15 protein-coding genes are annotated in these 23550 nt (G+C 33.6%); 12 read left to right on the top strand and 3 right to left on the bottom strand.

The genetic code is table 11. The annotated features are described in order from the left end of the window. Nucleotides 1–520 (top strand): IS5 family transposase (locus NQ782_RS15990; protein ID WP_404215477.1); only part of this gene is annotated, 520 nt, incomplete at its 5' end. A 53-nt stretch (nt 521–573) separates the two neighbouring features. Next, entirely contained in the window at nt 574–873 is a 300-nt protein-coding gene (locus NQ782_RS15995) for a hypothetical protein (protein ID WP_000993275.1), read from the top strand. A gap of 93 nt (nt 874–966) precedes the next feature. Here the strand turns inward: NQ782_RS15995 and NQ782_RS16000 are convergent, their stop codons facing one another. From NQ782_RS16000 to NQ782_RS16010, 3 genes are all read right to left on the bottom strand, one after another. Further along, the gene (locus NQ782_RS16000) at nt 967–1305 is read right to left on the bottom strand and encodes an H-NS family nucleoid-associated regulatory protein (protein ID WP_000975113.1); all 339 of its coding nucleotides are present in this window, start codon (nt 1303–1305) and stop codon (nt 967–969) included. Nucleotides 1306–1346: 41 nt separating this feature from the next. Further along, nucleotides 1347–3071, bottom strand: a complete 1725-nt coding sequence (locus NQ782_RS16005) for a hypothetical protein (RefSeq protein ID WP_001102765.1) — start codon at nt 3069–3071, stop codon at nt 1347–1349. A 155-nt stretch (nt 3072–3226) separates the two neighbouring features. Continuing rightward, nucleotides 3227–3892 carry a hypothetical protein gene (locus tag NQ782_RS16010; RefSeq protein ID WP_000182800.1) on the bottom strand — a complete coding sequence of 222 codons (666 nt, stop codon included), beginning with the start codon at nt 3890–3892 and terminating at the stop codon, nt 3227–3229. A 778-nt stretch (nt 3893–4670) separates the two neighbouring features. Here NQ782_RS16010 and NQ782_RS16015 point away from each other — a divergent pair. From NQ782_RS16015 to NQ782_RS16060, 10 genes are all read left to right on the top strand, one after another. Then, nucleotides 4671–6047: a hypothetical protein gene (locus NQ782_RS16015; RefSeq protein ID WP_000594605.1), complete on the top strand. Its 1377-nt coding sequence runs from the start codon at nt 4671–4673 to the stop codon at nt 6045–6047. 14 nt (nt 6048–6061) lie between these two features. After that, a complete protein-coding gene (locus tag NQ782_RS16020) occupies nt 6062–12022 on the top strand; it encodes a strawberry notch C-terminal domain-containing protein (RefSeq protein ID WP_049594896.1) in 5961 nt (1986 codons plus the stop codon). 13 nt (nt 12023–12035) lie between these two features. Beyond that, nucleotides 12036–14087, top strand: a complete 2052-nt coding sequence (locus tag NQ782_RS16025; protein WP_002025326.1) for a hypothetical protein — start codon at nt 12036–12038, stop codon at nt 14085–14087. Nucleotides 14088–14117: 30 nt separating this feature from the next. Beyond that, nucleotides 14118–14507: a hypothetical protein gene (locus NQ782_RS16030; RefSeq protein ID WP_046882706.1), complete on the top strand. Its 390-nt coding sequence runs from the start codon at nt 14118–14120 to the stop codon at nt 14505–14507. Between the two features lie 74 nt (nt 14508–14581). Then, the gene (locus NQ782_RS16035; RefSeq protein ID WP_000445287.1) at nt 14582–15154 is read left to right on the top strand and encodes a hypothetical protein; all 573 of its coding nucleotides are present in this window, start codon (nt 14582–14584) and stop codon (nt 15152–15154) included. A gap of 17 nt (nt 15155–15171) precedes the next feature. Continuing rightward, nucleotides 15172–16218, top strand: coding sequence for a hypothetical protein (locus tag NQ782_RS16040; protein ID WP_267581268.1), 1047 nt, complete (start codon nt 15172–15174; stop codon nt 16216–16218). Beyond that, the gene (locus NQ782_RS16045) at nt 16196–16987 is read left to right on the top strand and encodes a hypothetical protein (RefSeq protein WP_001211405.1); all 792 of its coding nucleotides are present in this window, start codon (nt 16196–16198) and stop codon (nt 16985–16987) included. Before NQ782_RS16040 ends, NQ782_RS16045 begins: the two co-directional genes overlap by 23 nt. After that, a complete protein-coding gene (locus NQ782_RS16050; protein ID WP_000875973.1) occupies nt 16988–18115 on the top strand; it encodes a hypothetical protein in 1128 nt (375 codons plus the stop codon). Nucleotides 18116–18117: 2 nt separating this feature from the next. Beyond that, the gene (locus NQ782_RS16055; RefSeq protein WP_000730797.1) at nt 18118–19251 is read left to right on the top strand and encodes a hypothetical protein; all 1134 of its coding nucleotides are present in this window, start codon (nt 18118–18120) and stop codon (nt 19249–19251) included. A gap of 123 nt (nt 19252–19374) precedes the next feature. Next, nucleotides 19375–23109, top strand: coding sequence for an LPD1 domain-containing protein (locus tag NQ782_RS16060; RefSeq protein WP_000871696.1), 3735 nt, complete (start codon nt 19375–19377; stop codon nt 23107–23109). Nucleotides 23110–23550 lie beyond the last annotated feature (441 nt).

The raw sequence follows: 23550 nt of genomic DNA on the forward strand, positions 1-23550 counted from the left end.
TGGACCTGAATATCGTCGCCAATGGCGTAAACTTCATATTGGTATAGATGCTAAAACCCTACAAATACGAGCAGTTCAGCTTACAACCAATAATGTCAGTGATTCACAGGTGCTTGGTGATTTACTTGATCAGATTCCACAAGATGAGAGGATTGACTCTGTTTATACCGATGGAGCTTATGACACCAAGCAATGCCGTCAGGTCATTGCAGATCGGCAAGCGCATGCGGTGATTCCACCTAGAAAAAATGCGAAACCATGGAAAGATACAAAGAGTAGCTCGCTAGAGCGAAATGAATTACTTCGAACAGTTAAGCGTTTAGGCAGGACACTATGGAAAAAATGGTCAGGCTATCATCGGCGAAGTTTGGTTGAAACTAAGATGAACTGCATTAAATTATTAGGGGATAAACTCAGTGCAAGGAGTTTTGATAGCCAAGTGAATGAGATCCATGCACGTGTAGCAGTCCTTAACAGATTTACGGAATTAGGTCGACCACTTACCCAAGTTACGCCTTAAATTTGGCTCAATTAGGGGCGCTTTGCATTTCAAATCTTTGTGCAACAAAGCCAATGAACGCTAATCATTATATTCAACTTGCTAGAGAATTTCGCAAGTCTAATTCGGAACCAATTTTAGCTAGTCAGAAAATTGAGCATTTAGCACGATATATAAAATTGCATCCTAAGATTGGTGCATACGAAGATTATATTCGTAAGCTACCGCTTGGCAGCCGCTTACCACGTGGTAAGTATTTTAAAGGTCGTAAAGCTGGTGACAATATAAGAGTTATGGATGAATACTGGAGTATGTTCAATCAACTGAGGAACGAAAGTTTAATTCCAAACCAAAACGATGCATTGAGCAACTAATGAAAAATCATAATGAATATCATCTTTAATATGAATCCATTATTTTAGATAGAAAAAAGCCTAGTATATGAACTAGGCTTTTTTTATACATCATTATTTAATCAGGAATTCACTCAGCTTTAACTTGCTTTCTTCCATTTCACTTTTCAACCATCTTGGCATCTGTCCTCGTCCTGTCCAAGTGTTCTCCGGATCAGCCTTACTTCTATAACGTGGCTCAACAGTCTTTGTTTTTTTCTTTTTATTATGGGTTTTCCCAAATTCAATGAGCTGGTCTAAAGTCAGTCCAACACTTTTGGCAATTTCCTCTAATTGGCCAAAGGCTGCCACTTTCTCTTCAATTTCCCTTTTTCCTTTTTCAAGACTTGCAGCCTTGATCAAATTCTCTAGTTCTATTGATGAATAACCATCTAAATTAAATTCTTTCATCATTAATACTCTATATGTTTTAAAGTAAATATTTTAATGGAATGTTAAATTGATAATTGAGATTTAAAATATTTAATTAAATCTCCAACTACAATATTAACCGCAAGTTCGTTATTTGCTAAGTTTGTACTATAGGCTCCAGATCGGATAGGGTCACTAATAATCTGAGTATAGTTTTGCATCGCGAAATTTACACTAAATAAATAAGGATAGAGTACTTTACTCTGATTACTTTGATTCAGTAAAGAATTTAATGCATTTTCATTTCCAACAAAGAATATTCGCTTGACCATGTCAATAACATAATCATTTTTGAATGAATCAATATTTTCGGAAAAATAATTAAAGTACTTCAAATTATTATTGGTCAATTCGTCAAAATTCTCTTTAGATATATTTTCAAAGAACGTTGTTTTAGATCCTTTGATAGCTAAAGTAGAAATCAAAGTCGCAACAGATTTAGCAATTTTATTCACTGGATTATTGTAATCAGACTCTTGTGAAGTTTTGGGAATATCGCCTTTACCCACGGCACTTTCGTAGTTTGTTCTACTAGCCTTCACAACAACATCATCGACTTCTTCGCCTAAAATTAATGATGATTGCCCTTTACCATTTTTAGAATCAATCCAGCTCTTATCTTTAAATGCTGAACGGCATGCCCCGACAAAGTTAATTGTCTGGCCCTTTTTCTTCAATCCATTTATCCATTGTTTAAGACGCGATAGAATCGTATATATAGAATCATCTGTTAAACTATCGATATCATAATTTTCCGGCACTAACTGCTTAATACGGATTCGTAAATTTGTTGTATTCTCAGGTGGACTATCTAAGAGTGATTGCCATGCATGAGCAGCTTGTTCATTATCAACAAACTTATATTTTTTGAATAGTTTTATCGACTCTATTTTTTGACGCTTACCTCTTATAAAGTCTGTTTCAACTTCATATTCAAGCAATTCGTTTGCATTAAAATTTTTTAAAGCTGGTTTAAGAGTATCACGCAAGAAATAACGATTTTCTTCTACATCACCATAGCCTAGATACTGTTTGAATGTTTCGTATGCCAAAGTAATTGGCTCATCAGTTCCTTCCAGTAATTTATAAATTAATAATTCAATTTTTCCATTTCTTCCTGTTGATGTACTTAAAGATTGTATTTGTGTCCAACTAAATAAACGTTTTACTTTTTCAATCGAAATAGAATCAGTAATAATTGAACTAAAAAAAGGAGGTAATGAATATACAATTTCAAGACTTTGGTAGTCTGGTTTGTTATCAGCTTCCACCTCTTCTCGATTAAGCATCATATTTTTATTATAAATCGCAAAATCTTGAATAAAGCTGAATTGTGAGGAAGATGACTTTAATCCTTGTGCATTGAAGATATCGATTTGTATTTCAGCATCTCTTAAATTACTTAGTGATTTATTAATCTCCTTAAGTCTGTGTTGACTATTTGTTTTGAATCTTAATAGATCAAACGGTATTTTAAAATTAACAATAGGATGAGAACCATTATCTTGAAAATTTTCAAGAATTTCACAAGCATGATTCAAGAGACACAACCAAATCTTATGTTCAACTAATGAACATTCATGAGTCACATGAATTAATGAAACTGGCAGTTTAAACTCTGTCTCATACTTAAAAGAGGCTAAATTTGGGTGCCCTTGACTAAGACTATTAGCTTGACTATAGCCCAGATCAGCAGGAGACAAGCTCTCTGCGTCAGAACTAGTCAATTCTTGTGATTGTACGTTCATTTGATCTAATAATGACGTTTGTTAGTAATGACAAAGTTATATCATAAAGAATGTGTGAGTTAAATAGAAATACCTCACATTTAGAACACTCAATGTGTGAGAAAAGTAAAAAAACCTCACATAAAAAAAAGATCCCATATTTGGGATCTTCTTATTTACACAACTTGATCTAAATAAGGTTGTGATTGATTTTTCTTATGTAGGTTTTCTTTAAACATCGTTTCAAAGAAAGGTGCATAATTAAAGCTGTAGAAAATCTGCCCATCTTTATCAAAAGAAACGTATTCACTAACGAGTTTGGTTGAAAACATATGTACAAATCTAAAAGATTCGCGGCCGGTCTTTGTATGACGAAGTAAGCGGTGTTGATGAGCACTCAAAGAACAGCTTGCTAAGCTTTTCATTCTTTTTTCAAACTCATCTAATGAAATACCAACAACTTTGGAAATTTCACTTGCATTGATAGTATGAGTCAGTTTGCTATCAAATGAAGTAAGCAAAATATTTTTTTGCTTATAAGCCATTAAAACTTCATTAATTAAACACACAAAAGCTTGATCGGCTTTATCAATTTTAGTTTCAATAGTAAATCGATCTGATCCGACCATATATTCATATGACTTAGTATCAAAATCGAAATCTAAAAATGAAAACAATTTAGAAAATCTTTTTAATGGTAAAGCAGGTAAAGAACGTTCAACTACAGAAGGCTCTTGTACATCATCCAATAATGATAATTGAACAGATGACTGTTTTTTCCATTCTGCCGGCTCATTCAAATATAATGAGTGAGCATAGGGCATAGATGCTAAATTAGTCATATCCTCACTCCTTTTAAATTGAAAATAATTTGCCATATTAATTTGAATATAAATATATCCATACCAAATTTTAGCATAGGCACATAGCGAATACTATTATGTTTACAAAAAATGCAAAGTTAACTCTTTGAATAGTTTTACAAAAACATAGTTTTTTTTAACTTAATTGAAATAAAAAAGCCGAACCAAAAATGTTTTCCAGATATTGAGCACATTGGAAATGAAACCTCACATATATATAAGACTTATCCACAGGCTTTGAAATGAAACCTCACACATTGGAAATGAAACCTCACATATATTTTTTAATAATTATATTTCAATACTTTATTGTAGATGCCTAAATTGAAATGAAACCTCACACATCGGAAATGAAACCTCACATTTGTTGAAATGAAACCTCACACAAAATTTTATAATTTAATATTTTAAGACTTAAGTTATTGAAAATAAATTAAATAAATGAAACCTCACATTAGTTGAAATGAAACCTCACATATCGGAAATGAAACCTCACATTGCAAGATAAAAATTAATAAAATCAATGAAATACAATTACCCCCTATATAAATATAAATTTAAATTTATATTTATATAAATTTATATATATAGGAAGGACTTTCTTAGGTTTTTTGAATGTTTTAATCTTTAAAATACGGATATATCTTTTTTTTAAAATCATTTCCATTTTCCTTTTTTTGTTTTAAAATCATATTTCGCTATCCACTATTCTTTTTGACACCAGCTCATACAACAGAGCAATATAGTAGGTATTAACATGATTAAAAACAATGACTTGGATAATCTAAGAAATTTGAATAGAAATATTATTCAAAATAAACCTAATTCTGCTCCAGCTACTCCTCAAAGGCTTTTCGTTTATCTTGATGGTATCGCACAAAACAACGATGGCCATGATTATGCTTATGGAACAAACGTCCTAACCAATGAAAAAGTGAAAGTTAGACTAACAACAATTGATGAAAGAATTGATGACTTAGTTGACTCTGGTAGAGCAAAGAACAGACAACAAGTTGCCTCTCAAGTAACAAATCAGTATCAAAACTCTGCCAATCCTCGTCAATCTTTAAAAGCGCGACTGAACAGCAATGTAGTTGTACTTAGTTTTGATCAATCTTTTGAAATAAAGAGTGAAGATAATTACCGGTCATATCGTAGCCATTGGGCAGAATCAGTAACAAGCAATCCTAGTTCACAACTAATTACAGCTCCCGTTCATATCCAATTTGTAAATAATCAAAGACCTTTCGGACGTGTCGAAATTTTAGAAGAGAATTTCAAAATAGATATAGGATCCTCAAAGGAAAATATAAAAGATGCATTTTTAAAATCTCTTGTACATCAAGATGAGTTCAGCGCTGAAAGATCCGGATCTTTAAATTATATACTGCGTTATAAAGATACTAATGAACCAATCTATCAAGGTTCTTTGCAAACTTTTTTACAACAAGTATCTGTAGGTCCTGACCGATCTATCCGGATACCAGCGGATATTAATACTACTCTCAATAATTTAATGAGGAAGCCTTTAACCACGCAGGATTTCACACCTGACGATAGTATGATGTTTAATCATGATTTAAATCGAATATTGGTAAATAGATTTCTTGGTGTTGAATTTTCTCAAAAATTAGAAACTTCTAATCCACAATTACAAGATAACCTACGTCTTATTTCTGGAAAGTTGAAAAAGGGTGAAATTTATCTTGATGCTTATTCAACTCAAAATATCTTTTTTGGTAGAGATACACTTAAGACATATCAAGCAAAAGCAAATAGAAATAGCAGTCCATTAAAAATCTATACTGTTACTGATATGCACAATGAACAACCAGTTTATCAAAAAGGTTATATACATTCTTTAGTTGGCATTGATAGACATTCAGACACTTTAGCTCCTTTTGTCACATTTAGTTCTACTACTGATCCAATGGCAGTATCAAAGAAAATTCAAGATTTAAATATTAATGAGGAAAATTTAAAGCGAACCATTTATCTAAAAGAAGAATTCCAAAAGCATCCATTACCTAATAGTGCTGCTCCAGTTGTGGATAAAGAAAGAGCAAATATCAATAGAATTCGGGAAGAAATGCAAAATCAATCTAATAACTCAATAAATTTTAATAATATTTAAAAGGATTAGATGATATGAGCGTTTTAGATAAAAAAGGTTTTATTTGGGTTAATTTAGAATCTTTTGGATATTTAACTAGACCATCACGACGTAAAGAAAACAACCAAATCGGTATTGAAATAGTTGATCTCAATAATCAACTAGATATCGATAAATTAAGATCCTTTAATGTTCATGTTGAAAAAGTGAATAAATCAAGTGTTCTTGATGTTTACTGGTCAAGCATTTCAATTAAGGACTTTTCTAATTTTATTGGTGTTGATAACAACAATATTCCCTTTCAATCCATTACATTGACTCAGCTTAATGCTGAGTTCAATAACTCTGTTCGTTCTCTTGCCCAACAAAGAGTTGACTATGCCATTAGACATGCGACATTAATTGGTCAAAACCTGAATAAACAATATGTTTATGCTACACAATATTCACGATTTTATTTGGATCAGCCTTTAACTGAAATTGCTAAGAATGGAACAATCTCAATTGATCCCGCGCAATTTGAAGCACGATTACCTCAAGAAGATTATTGGAAAATACTTAAAGTTGGCAATCAGCCAAAGTTTAAGCGAGCTAATATGGCACATTGTGCAAAAAGCTTTGCTAGTAGCATAGTTGAAGGAACAACAAACATTCATGATTCAGATGTTGAGTTGTTTTTAAAAAAAATATTAAACGACAACCATGATAGATCTTATTTGAATGAAATAAAGCCTACAATTAAGCAATTTTTCTATGAACAGCTTGAATGTTGTTTTAATAGTTTAAGTAATCAATTTAACGTACATAATTTCAATTCTTTTGAAAAAATTATTGAAATCCATAACAAACAACCAGTTAAACCGATCATTGGTATTTCTGAGCTGCAACTGCAACAATTTTCAACTCCTATAACAATTTCAGCAATATGTCAGAAATTATTATTCAATCCTGAAACTCTAGATACTGGAAAAACTCTACTTGAACCTACTATTGGTAATGGATCCTTAGTTGCTCATTTCATAAAAAAACCGCAACTTAAAATCGTTGGTGTTGAAATTGATTCGAATCGGGTGAAAAATACCCAGCTCTTTCTCGATGCAAACATTGAACATTCAAATCTAAGAGTAATTGAGGGAGATTATTCAAAGATTAAATTGAAGCAATTAAACAATAATGAATTATTTGATTTTACTATCGCAAATCCACCTTTTGGCAAAATCGATAAAACTACACTTACTTTGAATCAAGCGGGATCATTAGAACGTTTAAATTTTTCTACTCAAAGGTTAGATCATAAAATTTTATTAGAGACACTTTCTTTGAGAAAAGACAAAGGAAGAAGTGTTTTTATTATTGGTTCAGACAGCTTTTATGAAGCTGGCGTAGTCAAGGGTGGAAGTAAAAATTTATTAAATTATCTCTATGATAATTACAATGTTGAAGCGGCCGTAGAGCTCGACGGGAGTTTATATAAGAAACAAGGGACTCGCGTCAATGTTCGTGTTCTTGTCATTGGTGATCTTCTGGAAAATAACCGTACTTATGAAGTTCCTCATGAGTTGCCCATCATAAATAATGTTCAAGATTTATGGAGATGGTCGGAAAATGTCCTACAGAAAAGATTACAACCTGAGTTAAGTTACGATGAGCCCTCCCCTTCTATTAATCAAAGTGAATCAGTCATATCCGAAGCTAATTTAGACCAGAATTTAGATGTGGTAGACGATGCTGATTTCTTAACAAGTGCATTGGATTCATATTTAAATGATCAAATAGTTCCGGATGAGTCCGGTAATGTTGGGGACTTGAATAAACCTGATGATGACGACTTCTTTGGTAATGAGGAAGAAGATACGGCTGTTAAACCTCTTTCTACTGGAGATGAACATCAGAACAATGAGATTCTTGATCTAGAAATAGTAGAGGATGAATCTCAAGCTCAGGAAATTATTTTTGAATCTAAATCATTGCAAGTTGCATATGTGCCAGTTTCACAACTAAGCTTGCCAGAAACAATGTTGCCAGCAGATCAAGCAATACTTATTAAACAAGCGCAAGATAATCAGATTAAGAAGATCCTGCTTTTAGCTGAAGTAAATCATGAATTGCAAAAATCTATCGATTTAGCCAATAACAATCCTTTCGACGGCTTTCTACTTTACAAGCTACAGTATTCAGATCTTTCATCTCTTTCTAAAGCTTTCAGTGCTGAACAGGTTGATGCTGTTACTTCCGCAATATTAAGCATTGAAAATGACCGCTCTTATATTCTTGGTGATCAAACAGGTATTGGTAAAGGTCGCTCTTTAGCTGGCATGTTGCGTTATTCTTTAATCAATGGGTTTAGACCAGTATTTTTCACAAGGAATGCACAATTATTTAATGATTTATGGCGGGATATCGTAGATACAGGAACAGATAAATTTATTTCTAATCCTTTTATCTTTAATAGTGATGGATTCATTACGCATAAAGACAAGGTTGTTTATTCTCCTATGAAAACCAGTGATATCTATAATCTAGATAGAATTGGTAATCAGTTTGATATTATCTTTAGTACATACAGTCAATTTTCTGGTAGAAGCGGTAAGAAAGAAAATCTTTTTCTATCAAGTATTGATAAGAATACCCTATTATTTTTAGATGAATCGCATGTGGCTGCAAGTGGCGAATCGAATATTAGCCGGTTCCTTTCAGTCGTTAAAGAGCGTACAGGTCCTACTTATCATTCTTCAGCAACAGATAGAAAGAAAGCAAACAATCTACTTTTCTATTCTGATATTTTCCCTGCATCTTTTAAAGGGCAATTGAAAAGCTTAATCGAAAATAAACCATCTAATGAATTACTAGAAGCTATCTCTATGGCTTTGGTCAAAGACGGTGTTTTCTTAAGACGTGAACATGATTTTTCTAAACTTGAATTCCGGACATATCACGCATCGACTCAGTATCAAACTGCTTCACGTGAGTTATCCGATCAATTAGCTCAGGTACTTTCAAAAATGGCATACCTTTCTGGTGATGTAGAAGAGAAAGTTGCCAAAATGAATAGTGAGATTAAACATAATCTTGAGCACATGAAGGAGGGAAGTTGGCAAGAGAATCGTATGCAAGTGAATTCGATGAACTTTGCTTCAAGAATGCACAATATAAGCCGTCAAATCCTTCTCTCAGTTACTACCCCTTTGATTATTGATCAAGCACTTGAGTCTCTCAAAGAAAATCGGAAGCCGGTTATTGGTTTGGAAAATACCGGTGAATCGTTGCTTAAAATGTTGCTTCTAAAAGATTCAAAAGCATTTGAGTTGCTGGACCAGATTAATGAACTCAAGGATTCTTCAGATTATGATCGAGCACTGAGTGACCTAAACTCAGGGAAAATGAATCAAAATGAATTTGATCAAGAGCCAATTATTGTAAAACTAAAAAAATTAGAACAGGATCTAGCTCAGTTCAAACAAGAAGATACTATTCTTGCAAAACCTCCGACGATAGCTGACTTACTTGAGAATATGGTTCATAAGTTAGATATTATTCAAGTTCGTGACCGATATGGCCAAGTACGAAGTGAAACCATTGATGACGAAATCTATTCTGATTTCAAACAAGACATCTTGGATAATATTCGGAAATTACCAGACATTCCTTTATGTCCTTTAGATCTGATAAAAGCTGAGCTGGAGTCTCGTGGGTATAAAGTCGGTGAGATTTCTGGTAGAGAGTATCAGCTCAAAAAAATTGATTCTAATCAAGGTTCGGTTTTTAAAGTTGAAGTACGTCAAGAAAATAATCCGACAGCAAAGACGAAAGCTTGTAATGAATTTCAGTCTGGCATTCTTGATGCAATGATTATTACGAGAGCTGGTAGTACTGGCCTTTCATTACATGCTATTCCCGTTAATGATGGTAGTCCTAGCCAATCAGATCATTTGAGGCAACGTGAGTTCCTTACAGGCCAGTCACCTCAAGCAATTGATGAATTCCTACAAATGATTGGACGTGTTGATAGAAAAGGCCAAGTTAGTGCGCCGATTATTTCCCAATTTGATACGGGGCTTCCAATTCAACGCAAATTTCTAATGATGCATAATGCTAAACTTGCCGAATTATCAGCGAATGTCACAAGTAACCGTGAAAATGTTAATAAGCAGGTAACTGACGTCGATTTACTTAATAGTTATGGTGATGATGTTGCTCTGGAATATCTAGTCCAGAATCGTTCTGTAGCTCAAATGCTTGTCATAAATTTACCTAAAGAAAATGATAAAAATGGCGCTGAAGGTATGGTTAAGAAAATCTTTAACCGTCTTAATTTTGTTTCCATTTACCAGCAAGAGAAGATTATCGATGATTTAACTTTTGCTTATAACGAAAAGATTCAGAAACTTAATGAAATGGGAATTAATCCATTCGTAGTTCAAGTATGTGATTGGAAAGCTCAAACTATCTCTAAACAAGAGTTACAAAGTGGCTTGGGCATTATGTCGCATGTTTCTGATAGTGCATTTTTCGAACCGGCTTATTTCCAAAAAGTTAGCTATAAATCTGAAACAAAACCTTTTCATGGCGATGATGTTATCTCTTTAATTGATAAGTCGAGACAGCTTACACGCCAGCAATTGTTCAAGCATTTATGTAATTTTGATGATAATTTTGCTTCTACTATGGAAGGAAAGGATCAGGAGCTATCTTTATCTAGTTTAATTAAGTTCTACAATGATGCTCAAAAACAGATTCTCGAAAGAGAATTAAGAGAGTCAATTAAATACTCAGCTTCGCAATCTTTTTTCAAATCTAAAATTGATAAATATGAATTTACCGAGATTGAAAACTTTATTCTGAATAAACCCAATCTTGATGAAATCAAAGAATTCTTGAAAATATCTGCTGAAAATAATAATTTTCTTCATATTTATCAAGGGTTAAATAAAGCTTTAACTGTGGTGGAATTTGTAGAAAAGCTTCAGATCTTAGAAGAACATCAGAGCTTTAATATAAATTTCGCAATAAGCATGAAGGAATCACTTTGGGATCAGCATTACCATCGTGAAACAAATGAAAATGCTTTGATACGAGTTATGTTCCCGAAATTAGGCGCTTCTAGTCTTTTAGCGAGTAATTATGAAATTCGTTACGTTTATCCAAGTTCAGATTTTGTACACAGTAGTAAGCTCAAATATTTAATAGAAGATGCTGCTTTAACTCCTACTCTATTACGGAATGTTGGTACTCATTTATTTATTGATGGAAATAAAAAGGAAGAAGAGTTTTCATTTATGAAAACTTTAAATGAAATAGAGTACTTAAAAACTAATAGTCCCCTTTTGCTTTCTTTCGATAAGTACGAACCAACCGCTATTGAGCGAACTGCAACCCTTTTAACTGGCAATATTATCAATGCCCTTAATGCTGCCTCAGTAGCTAAATTATCTTCTCAAATGATTAATTACACCGATGCTAGTGGAAATAGACAACGAGCAGTCATGCTATATGACGACTGTGAGTTGGAAGAAGTTTTAGACAAAGTTAAAGGTCTTTCAACAATACAAGAGGCGATTACTTATTTTGAACGTGTACATGATGCTATAGAGATGAATGAAAAACCTACTCTTCCGGATTTCTATATTGTTCGTTCAAATTCAAATGGGAACCCAACTATTGAACTCAATCTAAAACCTCTAAATGAAGAAACATATAACTTTGTTATTACTGGTAGCAGAAAACATATAAAACAAGTTGCTGAGATGGATTCAATATTTGTACAAGCTGGCTCAGGAAATAGATCAGATAGTTTGAATTTAGTCCTTAAGGGAGATCTTTCACAAGGAACTCGTTCTAGCCAGACAGTTCAGGTCCCTATTGAAAAAGTAACTAAACTGCTAACCAACCTTTCCACTGAATTTTCTACTGTGAAAATTAATAATCTTGATCCAGACGTCTTAGATCAACTTAAACCGAATACGTCGAATAAACTTACTCAGAATCTCATGTATTAGAGAGGAAAATATCATGGACAATAAAGAAGAAATGAAAGCAGCTCCACAAGCTTTAAACGAAATAGACTGGAAAGATGAAATCGTCTTTGATGAGCTACTATCTAAAGTAGGTCCCATAACACCACCAGACACCACTTTAAAATCGAGTGATTTGGAAGCTTACGGTTATCAAAGCCAAGTGATGCTACCAGTTAGCGAAGCAAGAGCCAAAGAGCTATATGAAAAAATTGAATTATATCGATTATATGAAGATGGAACAGAAGCGTTAGTAGAAGATCTTGCAGACCTTAATAGTCATGCACAAAAAGATGGACTATTTGGTGTTCAGGAAAACGATTGGAGAAATTATCAATTAAAAATAGAAAAAAGCAATGATTCCGAAAATAGTAATGATCTTGAAAACTTTCAGTATTTTTCGTATCCAGCTTTAGCTCAATCTATAATTAAGCGTGAAGGTGACCAATTTTTTGCAAATTATGAACTATCTCGAAGCTTGGGTTCTGATGAAGATATAACGATTTTGAATAAAGAGTTTTACAAAGAACACAAAGCAGACTTAGACATTTTGTTAAACGAATTAACTATATCTGAGCAATATGAACATCAAGGCTATGCTGTTTTATATGCAACCAAGAGTAATTTATCTGCCCTAAATAGTGATGAAGAAATAGAAGCAGAAGCAAATGAGATTAAATTATTTTTAGAAGGAAATAATGATGATCCAAAATATGCTTATGTATACGATACTCTTTATGAATTGAGCGCAGAAAACGTGTTCAATGAATTTAAGGCACTTGAAACTAGAATTGAAAGAGACATGGATTTAGAAGAAGGCAATTTTGATTTACCATTCCAGCATGCTGTAGAAGAGACTATGGAAACTTTTGATAATAACGCCCCTATTTCTAACCTTCCCTTTGATAGTTTAAAAGAGCCCGAAGGATTTATGGAAGATATAGAGCAGTACTCTTATGCAGAGGATCAAAATTTTGGTTCTTCATTACCTATCAATAACGAAGAAATGATCCAAAAATCTGAAGTAAAGGAAGAAAAAGAAAAAATTGATGTTAACGATGTGGGGGTGCCAGAACAACTCATAATCAATGGTAAAGAGTTCAACTTTGAACAAATAGATCCTAATGATATAGAAAAGCATGAGCAATTAAGAGCAGCTTTGTCGCAGTTATTGGGTAATACCAATGCTTCAACTTTTCAAAGTCCAAGCCAAATAAATCCAGTTACTTCCACTCCTTTGATTCCTCCATCAATGCCAGATTTTAACGAAAATTCGGCACAGCCTTCTACTGTTAAAAATTATTCGCTTTTTCCTAGTTTTGCGAATCTTAAAAAGGCGACTCCGGATAATGCATTATCGTTATTACAAGCTGAACAACTTCTACAAACATCACAAAATATACAAGCACCAGCTTCAGAAAATTCTGGTGCTCATATGAATACACAAAATGTTCAACATATGCTTTCAAGTCATTTAGCAAGCTCAAAATATAATGATTTGGTAAATTCACATAAAAATTATTCAGACTCAATAAATGAGTTCTGGAAATTTGACAAATTTGAGGATTTTCGTGGAACCCTAATTGAACGTGGACAAAAAGAAAATAAGGATTTGAAAACATTGATTAATGAAATGAATACAGATCCTAATTCACCATATCGCAAAGAGTTTCAAGATCTTATTGTTAATGTTGGTAGTACTGAGAAAGGCAAAGCTTTATTGAGTAAATTGAATAATTCACATCAAGACTTTTTGTCGCGCTCAGATTCAATGTTTGAAGTTATTCAAAAATCAGAGCTTTCACCTGATGACAAGACAAAATTTGAAAATAAGCTAAGTGAGGTTGTTGAAAACCAAGCTGAATTATCCTCTACCCTACCTAATTATATTAATGATGACGGTGTACGTATTAGTCTTGCGGATGAAATGAAGAAGTATGCAGAAAGTCTCAAGAAGGCTCTACAAGTTGTTGTGGACTTTGTTAAATCTAAAGTGGGTTTATCTGTAGATGGCCCTACAGAACAGCCTTCTAGCTCACCGTCACCTTAACAATGTATTGATATAGAGGTTTTTATGAACATGAGCACTCTCCCCTACCCTAACATATATGAAGATGGTTGTTTTGCTGGGGCAGCAGAAATGAACTGGCTAAAACCAATTTTTGAAAAACAGATATATGTTAAATTTAAAAAAAATTCCTTTTCTCCTTTTTTTCTTGATAAGGTTAAAAGTGATTATTACTGTGAAGCAGACATTTCTGAAATTGAGAAAGATGAAGTTTATATTGTCTATATAAATTATGGAGAAACAAAGCTTTATGAGAAGGAGAATCAATATAGCCTTATATTAAAAGTAAAAATCATTAATGGACAGTATAGGGAATATGTAGAAGGTTGCTCACTCAGGGGTGAACAGACGCCGCTTGAATCTATAAATTATAGCTTGAGGGCAATTTTCGACTTTAATTGAATATAGTCGAAAAACACTCTAAAATTAAGCCTACTGATAATGCAAATACCCCTGCGGGGATTTGGGATAATAAAATGGAAAGTTTAGTTGAAAGAAGTGCCAAACAAGATTTGGATACTTTCTTACGTTTTATATGCACATATGCCTTAAATGATACATATGTGTCTAAAGATCTTATAACGGAAAGTCTTAAAGACTTACCGCAATCCGTTGTGACGTTTGTATACTTACTTGAGTTTTCTCCAAACGATCAGATCAGTTCTATCACTTCTATCTCAGATAGTGTTTTAAAAACATTGTCAGAGCTTATTCATAATTTTAGAAATGAAAGAATTAATTCAAACGGCTACTCAATAATTTTTGATTTTTTTTCCGCAAATCCTTTCAGTTATTTCATTTATTTTTTACGTAATGTGATTACAGCAAATATTGATGAGTTACCACTTGTTGTTAATTTGAATATCACAGATTTCTTCCAGTTTTTACTAGATCGTAAAAGTTCAGTCTTTCACTCAAGAATTTTTTATTTTATACGGGCTTGGCAAACTGTTTCTGTATATAACGAAGCAAATATCAGCGAGCTAAAAGAAACAATGCTGTATGCCAGTCAAAATAAAGTCTTTCCAAACATTTCAGTTTCATCTTGATCAGGTGGTGGTGGGTTATGCATAAACGTACATCAGCTTTAAATAAAAATCCGCAGAAATTAAACTCTGTAGAAAAGAAACATTCGTTTAAACCAAAATTAGGTTTTACAACGGGTATTGTTCTTGGTGTGTCCTCAGCAATTGCATTGTCGACCACTGCAAGTGTCGGAGATGGTTTATCAACTATTCAATCCTCATTGAACCAAACTTCTATTACCTCTACAAACATTACGAATAGTTATACGAATACAACAACTTCTACTATTCCGACCTTATCAGCTTCTCCATTTGCTGCTAGTAGTAATGCTACTGCTGCCCAATCTGCAATTGAAGCTTCTAGCGTGGGTTGTGGTGATGCTTCACAACAAGGTTCAATTGCTTGGACTCAACAAGAAGTAATTAAAAATCGTCAGATTTTAAATACGGCACCAGTTGACATCGATGCATTGTTCAACGGATCTAAGGGTTCTTCTTCTGGAAGCTGTTTTTCAGATATCACGAAGATTATTGACTTGAGTGTAGCAATTCCCGATTGGGGTGGTATGCGAGCTGCTGCTATTGCTGCTTTACGTCAATATGCTCAACGTAAAGTATGTACTATGGTTAATGAAGCAACCAACAAAGCGTTGGAGCCACTCAATAATGCTATTGATATTATTAATAAGAATGGAACCATTGATTTGAATGGAGCTGTACAAGGGGCTATAACTGGTGGTTTGGGTAAGTTAGATCCAGATTTAGCAAATATATATCAAACACAAGCACCTCAAGGCGAAACTGTTAACATTTTTGATTCTAATCAGACTACTTTTAATACTGATGTTGCTAAAGTTCAAGATCAAGTTAATGGTGCTATTAATCAAATTGGCACAATCGGAACGAATACCGGTAGTACTGGTTCAACGAATCCTACTGGAACTTCGGGTACTACATGGTCTAATAATACATCTACGCAATCTATACCAAATTTGAGCGCAAACACTTCTAATCAAACACAACAGAAGGCTCAACCACAAGAAGCTTCTCGTTCTTCAATTTTTGATGCGCTTTTTGGCGGTAGTTGAGGTGGCAATGAGTAAGCTTGTTAAAGTTGCCTTGAGTACTGCGATAACAATGAGTTTAATTGGTTCTAGTTATGCTCAGATTGCTCATACAACGTACAACCAAAATACGAGAGATTTAACATCTGCCATAGGTGTTTTGACTAAGCAAGAAGGTCTGAGCGCCCAGCAACAGGCAGAATCCGCAATGATCTCTTCTAAAGCACTAGCTACTGCAATTGGTGCGATAAATATGTCTGATCGTGTATTACGCTTTATTGTTGACGATGCTGGAAGACTCGGTAGTACGCAAACCACTACTTGTACTGTTTTTGCTGAACAGCAAGCGGAAAAAATAAAGATTCTTCAGTCATCTATTAATGCGGCCAATATGGTTAGTAATTATATGAAAGTTATGATGTCTAATTCAGTTGAGTCTGAAAAGGACAAAATACTTCGTCATGAAAATTACTGTTCTATTGCCGAAGCAGCAATGGGTACATGCACACTTCTACCAAATGGTTTACAAGCGGCTGACTCAAATTATGCATTAGTTTTCTCAAAATCTAAGCTTCAAGATGACACTTTTAATGCGGCTACAGATTATATAGCGAATATTACTGATTCGCGTTTTTCTGCTCAAGATATCTGTTCAAACACTCAGTGTATGACTAAACAAATCGATTTTTTAAACAAGACTTCAGGTAATAGTCTTGCAGCGTTTGTATTGAGTAATCAAGTTAGTGATCGACTTTCTTATTCATTGAATGCTAATTCATCTGGAGCTAACTAAATGAAATATAAATATTTATGTGTGGTTGCTGCCCTCCCCTTCTTGGGTCTTAGTTTTAAGGCATGGGCTGCGGCAGATGTATTGTATGGAAGTGTTGCACCTACCTTCCATCAAAACGTTCAAACACTTAATAGTAAGATGGTTTCAGAATTCGCTTCTACTCAAGCAAATTTGTTGAATGCAATTCAAGAAAATACTCGTCAATTGCAGAGTGCACTTAGTGTTTCTATTGCTCAATCAAGTGCTGGAACAACACAAGTAATTGATGCACGTAAACGAGCTGGACAAGCTCTAGCAACGGCTTATCAAGCAATTGAAATGCAAGATAAAGTGATTGATACGGTATTGAACTATGGATCTACTGGACAAGGTTACAATACATGTAAAGTACTAGTTAGTAACGCAACACTGAGTAAAGGTAAAGAAGTTTCGAGACAAACTGCTGCCAAAATGGTGAATGAAACTAGTACTGGTACTGGTCGTGTAGTACATGATTTAAACCAAGTTCAAAAAGAAACGGTTCAAAAGCACCGTGAGTTATTTTGTACCCAAGCTGAGGCAAGTCTAGGATTATGTACGGTAAGTAAGCTGGCTGGTGGAGATACTAATGCGGCTTTACTTTTCCAACCTGCTAAGCCTAATTCATTAGAGGCTGAAGCGAGACGTACATTAAGAGGAAATATCTTAGGTTCACCAGATGTCGCTTTAAATGCTGTTAATGGTATGACACCTAGAGGTCAACAATATTTATTTGCTTTAAACCGTAAAACAGCTTTACAAGCCTTCCCTGCTTATTCATTGGCTGCTATTGACGCAGCAAACTTACAAACAATCAAGAATGAAGCTGGTGAACTGCGATCACCTAATCAGATGATTGATGAGACTATTGGCCGTTATTACGGTACTGACGAAGCCAAAAAGTTTCAGGCAACAATGATGAACCAGTCAGCTCGTGGATTGCTAGTTGAGTTGGCAAGACAGCGTGGTGCGGCTATTTGGTTACTTAATGAGGACTATGAACGTGGTTTACGTCTAGAAGGTAATTTAGCCTCACTTCTCTTAATTAGTGCTGAAGAATCAAAGTCGAAAATGCGTGATTCTTATCGCACAATGGCTGGCCGGAGCTAATTATGAAAAAGAAAACGACGTTTTTACTATTATCAGTTTTTAGTACTTCAGTAATTGCTGCTTACTGTCCTCCTTTTTCAAATCCATTGATACTCAGAGATTTTATAAGCGGTTTTCAGCAATTAAATGCGACATTCACGACTGGACTTAATACTTTGGATCAAAGTGTTAGTGCAGCTTTAACTACAGAACGCCAATTACTTTTAAATGCAATTGCTTTGAAGACAACACAAGAAGCAATGAATGCTTCCTCAATTGCTCATGCGGACCAAGAAATTGCAAAGGCGACTGCTAATGCTATTGGCGCTGTTAAACAATCAGAGCGTTTAAAAGAAACAGCTATTGATTTTGGAGCTGCTGGACAAGGCTATAACCCATGTAAGGTTCTAAATGAACGTAGAACAATTACTGAAACTCAAGAAAGGGATAAAGAAAATAGACCAGATTTAATTTTTAAGGAAATTTCAGCGGGAACGGGAAAATATGCAAATCCTGTAGTTGCTCAAGAACAAACACTTAAGCTTCATCACGATTATTTTTGTACATCAGAACAAGTATCAGCCGGCTTATGTATGAGCGTAGGTGAAATGTCTGGTGCAAATTTGCAAGCCTCTACTTTATTTGAGTATTCATCAGCGAATGATAAGTATGCTATTGCAAAAACTAGCTTCATTAACAATATGGTTGGTTTGCCGGATGCACCCTTATCTGCAAATGCAGCCAAAACGCCTCGTGGTAAAGAATACATGAGACAGAAAGTTGAAAATGATGCAGTTATTTCACCAGCTATTAATAGTTTAATGGCAATCAAATCTGAATTTACTGAAAACCCTAATGGTGGTGAGTTTGGTCAACCTGTTAAACCATTGCGACAACAATATCGGGAACAAGTAGACCGTTATCTTGGTCATGGTGAAGAATATAAGAATTGGAATAGAACATTAGTTGCTGCACCTGAGCGTGGGGTACTTGTAGAGATTCTTAAAGAAGGTGCATTAGAGCTTGCAATCATGGGAAATAAACATGCTCAAAACGAACGTATTGAAGCAAATTTAGCTTCTTTAGTTGCATTAGAAAATAAAAAGGCAAACTCGCTTAATAAATCTAATATAGCTGGTTCTGCTAAAGCTAAATAATACATAGTTTTCATAAATGAAAACTTTTAGTTTGAACTATTCTTGCTAGAAGTTTTCATAAATGAAAACTTTTTTATTGGGTAAGTTTTCATAAATGAAAACTAATCTAAAAGTGGTGATGATATGAAATGGTTGAATTTATCAGAATTCGGACTGCATCTAGGGTTTCGAAAAGCAACAAGCTTTAGAGATAAAGTTGCCGTACTGACTGTCAATGATTTAAATACTTTATCACGGTTCATTCATTTAAATGATTTTAGTGAAAAACTACAAGCGGTAGGATTTAACCGTGTCAATTCAGATGACGGGAATGCAAAATTTGTAAAAGCTGATAATTCAATCAATCCAAAACAATTGGCTTCAATATTGCCAATCACAAATAAACATTTACAAGATATGCCGGAGAATGATGCTAGAGCGAAATTTCATGTAGATAAGCAAGCATGGATAGATTTGACTGCAAAACTAGCTCAACAAGGTTCAGTTTGGAAACTAGATGAAAATTATTACAATGAAGCAGGTATACATTGGAAAAATAAAATTAGTGAAAACTACCTAGATCTATCTACAAAGCAAGATGATAGATACATAAATTTAGCTTTTGAAAGCCCTTTACCAGTAAATATGTTAGAAACTTATAAATATGATTCAAGAGCATTGGGTGTACTAACTACTAATAAGGAAATACTGATAAGAAAAGGCTTGCCAGAAGAGGCTTTTACAGAAGTACAATTAAACTTTATGCTGCCATTATTATCATTGGAAGATGAAGTACATATAGTTCTAAATGATATCCGTGAAGTACCAGAAATATTAGAGTTGCATCCAGATATATGGCGTCAATCGATCAATAGTTTTGAATCCTTTTTAACAAGATCAAAATTACTAGAAAAAATAAATAACCTTTTGATAAATGATGAACTCTTGGAAAAATCTAATGAAATTGTAAATGATATAAAAGTGTTTTACGAAACGTATAACAATTGCTTACTAAGTAAAGAAGAATTTTCAAATGATGATGATTTAACAAATCACCGTATTCAGTTGTTGAAAAACCAAATTATAAAGCTCGATAAATTTGGTGTGATTAATGAAAATTTATTACCAAAGCTTGATAACATCTATGACTCTTCAATTGAAGATACTGTACTAGAACCTGAAAAGGAAAATAAGTCCCTTAATGAAAGAATTGAGGACTATGGAGAATATGTTTTCGGAGCTAGAAAACATTTTTATCAGAAATCTAAAAATGCACTTTTCGAAGAATTGAATAATTCAAAAGACCTATCTTTAGATGTTCTCATAGATAAATTCCAAAAACGAAATTTATGGTCATTCAAAAATGAAACCATGAGCCAGATTGAAGACAACAATGTGATCTTTTTCTTAGCTCAATCAGTCTACAACATGATTCCTTCTAAAATCTCTTTCTCCAAAGATGAGAGAAAAGACTCTGAAGAATGCATTGATAAGTTAAAAAGCTATATGTATTCAGTTAACCATTTTAAAGAAATGGTCCATACGGCTATAGAATTAGACAAAAATGAAAGAATGCCTATAGCTAATTTTGTCAATCAAATGGTTAACTATAGAAACGTCTTAAGAGGTTATGCTCAGGATCCTCAGCAATTCTTATTTGATGAATTAGATGAGGACCGTTTATTAGCAGATAGGATATATAAGGTTGTAAAAGGTACGACTCTTAGAGGAAGTCCTTTATTTCAAATTATGAATAATTTGGATACTGTCAAAACACAGTATTGCAAAATGATGTTTAATGAAGTCTATCCAGAAACTAAAGAAGTCTCATATGATCAATTTCAAGACTATGTTGAGTCCGGCGGTCACATATATGATGGTAGCGCAATAAAACAATTTATAGACGCAGCTAATGGTAAGTTAGATTACACATATCTTTCGCGCCAATTTGAGCGTTTAGAAGATAGCTTGGGTCAGGAATTATTCCTAAACATGATTGTTACAGGAAATAAGCCATTTTCAGATGCTTTATTTAAAAATGTTGAAAAGATTTTAGAAAGCGATAAAAGCATTAAAACACCTTTAGATTTCGAAAAAGATGATTCTAAACTTAATTATCTACTTTCTTTATATCGTTTTAAATTCGATTCAAAGTATTCAATTCCTGATATCTATATCAAAGATGAAAACCAACATACTCAAGTTATCACTGACTTGAGTTCAACTGATAAATTTGATGGCTTAGTTAGAAAGATATTAAAAGACCAAGAGCCTAATCGACTTGATTTACGCTATCCATCAATTGTATCTGGTCTTGCACATGAGACATCAAAAAATTTTCGGCATGGTGAAAATGTAAATCCAGAACAATTTAGTAATGTATTTGGTTTTCGAGCAATACAGTTTGGAAACTGGGTGACACAACAAGAAAGACAGCATTTATTGAATATCACATTTGATGGTCTAAGTGAGCTAAGAGACGCTCTCGGATTTGATTCAAAGAATATTTCTTTAAATGGAACTTTAGCTATCGCTTTCGGTGCGCGGGGGCAAGCTGGACGAAATGCAGCATCAGCTCACTATGAATATGCTAGCAAAATTTTTAACCTAACCAAACAAAATGGAGCAGGTTGTTTAGCACATGAGTGGTTCCACGGGCTTGATGCATATATGGCACAACTAGTAAGAAAAGATGTAGAGAAATTGATTTATAAAAGTGGAAATTTTGAATCTGTAGAAAACAACTATTTTTTAACACATTTAATGTCAGACGTTGACTATAAAACATGTAAAACAGTTATAGATAACAATCCATTATTGAAAAGTGTTTATGAGCTTCAATTAAAACTGAATGGAAAGATGCATAGAGATGAAATTTTTAGTGAAAATGGAAAAGAGTTAATAGTAAATCGTATACATGAGCTAGTTGATAGCAATTTAATAAAAGTAAATGTATTAAAAGATGCAATTTCAAAGTCTTTGGAAAAGCAAGGTCTTAGTAGAATAGCATCATTGTTAGATGGAGTGACAACAAACCATGTTGACAATGTAAAAAAATTAAAAAATCACGAATTAACAAAGAATATTAAGAATTACTTGGTAGATAATGATCTGCATATAAAAAGAGACCAAATGTATAGTGCGGTGAAAACAATCTTTAAAGAATTGCAAAATAACAATGCGCCAGTTGGAAAATATACAATTGCGAATCCAATTACCCGTGAATTCAATTCATTGGTTCGTGGTTCACAAGTCAATGATGATCTTGCGAAATCAGAGAAGGAAATATTGAAACATCTAAGATCACATAAGATTATTAAAGAAATGGAAAAGTTACTGCATGAATCAGTATTCTATTTAGTACAAAGACAAACATTACCTTTGTTTATAGATCAAGTGAATTCTATAGGTGGAAATAAAATAAGCATTCTAAAAGGGGTTGCGCTAGATCACTACCAGTCTTATATGGAAAAATCATTTCAGACAGGGAAGGGGATAGCAAATAAACTTGATTTAGACCTTGTCTTTAATAATAACAATTTTGCAAGCCAGTCAAAATTACTGGATAAAGACAAGAAGCAATATTTTTCATTAGTTGCAGAAAGGTTCGCACGATGTGGAGAAGCGCTGGTAACAGATTTACTTGCTGAAAAAAGCGTACAAGTAGATTACTTAGTAACTTGCATGGAGGATCCACAAACAGTAGGGCAACGAGCTGGTATCACTCCATCTGGTAATGACCGAACTGAAATTTTAAAAGCTTTTAAATCAGTGATTGAAGCTTGCCGTAGTTATGCTTTTAATCTGGATAAAGATATCAAAGAGGAAAATGAAGTTAATCAAAAATTGTCTACTACACTGTCATTTGGAGCTAATTGATGAAACTTAACAATACCTTTGTACAATTAAAAATATGCTTATATTCATTTTGCAAAAAAAACGATTTGGATTTTAAGTATATGAACACGAGTCTAGATCACCAGACTGCTGCTGAGTATATCTATCCGTTAATTTGTCACTTGTGTGAGTCTGAGTTTATTTATTATTTCCATAGAGAAAAGCTGGAGGATTTAGAAGCCCTTTTTATGTATAGTAAGAATACTACAGGGTCAATTTTTCAACCTTATAAGGTAGAACCTACAAGTTTACTTTCAACCATTTCATTTAGCCTTATTTCTCCTTTTTTCTTCTTTTGGATGAAGAACTTAATTGAAAATTATGCGTCACAACTTGAGCTAATGTATATACATTTTCCAGACTCATTTATTTTTAAAAATTGACAGTTTAAAATTTTTAAAATACGATGAATTATAGCTTTTG

The sequence above is a fragment of the Acinetobacter sp. BD54 genome (assembly GCF_044778325.1).
Taxonomy (GTDB): Bacteria; Pseudomonadota; Gammaproteobacteria; order Pseudomonadales; family Moraxellaceae; genus Acinetobacter; species Acinetobacter baumannii.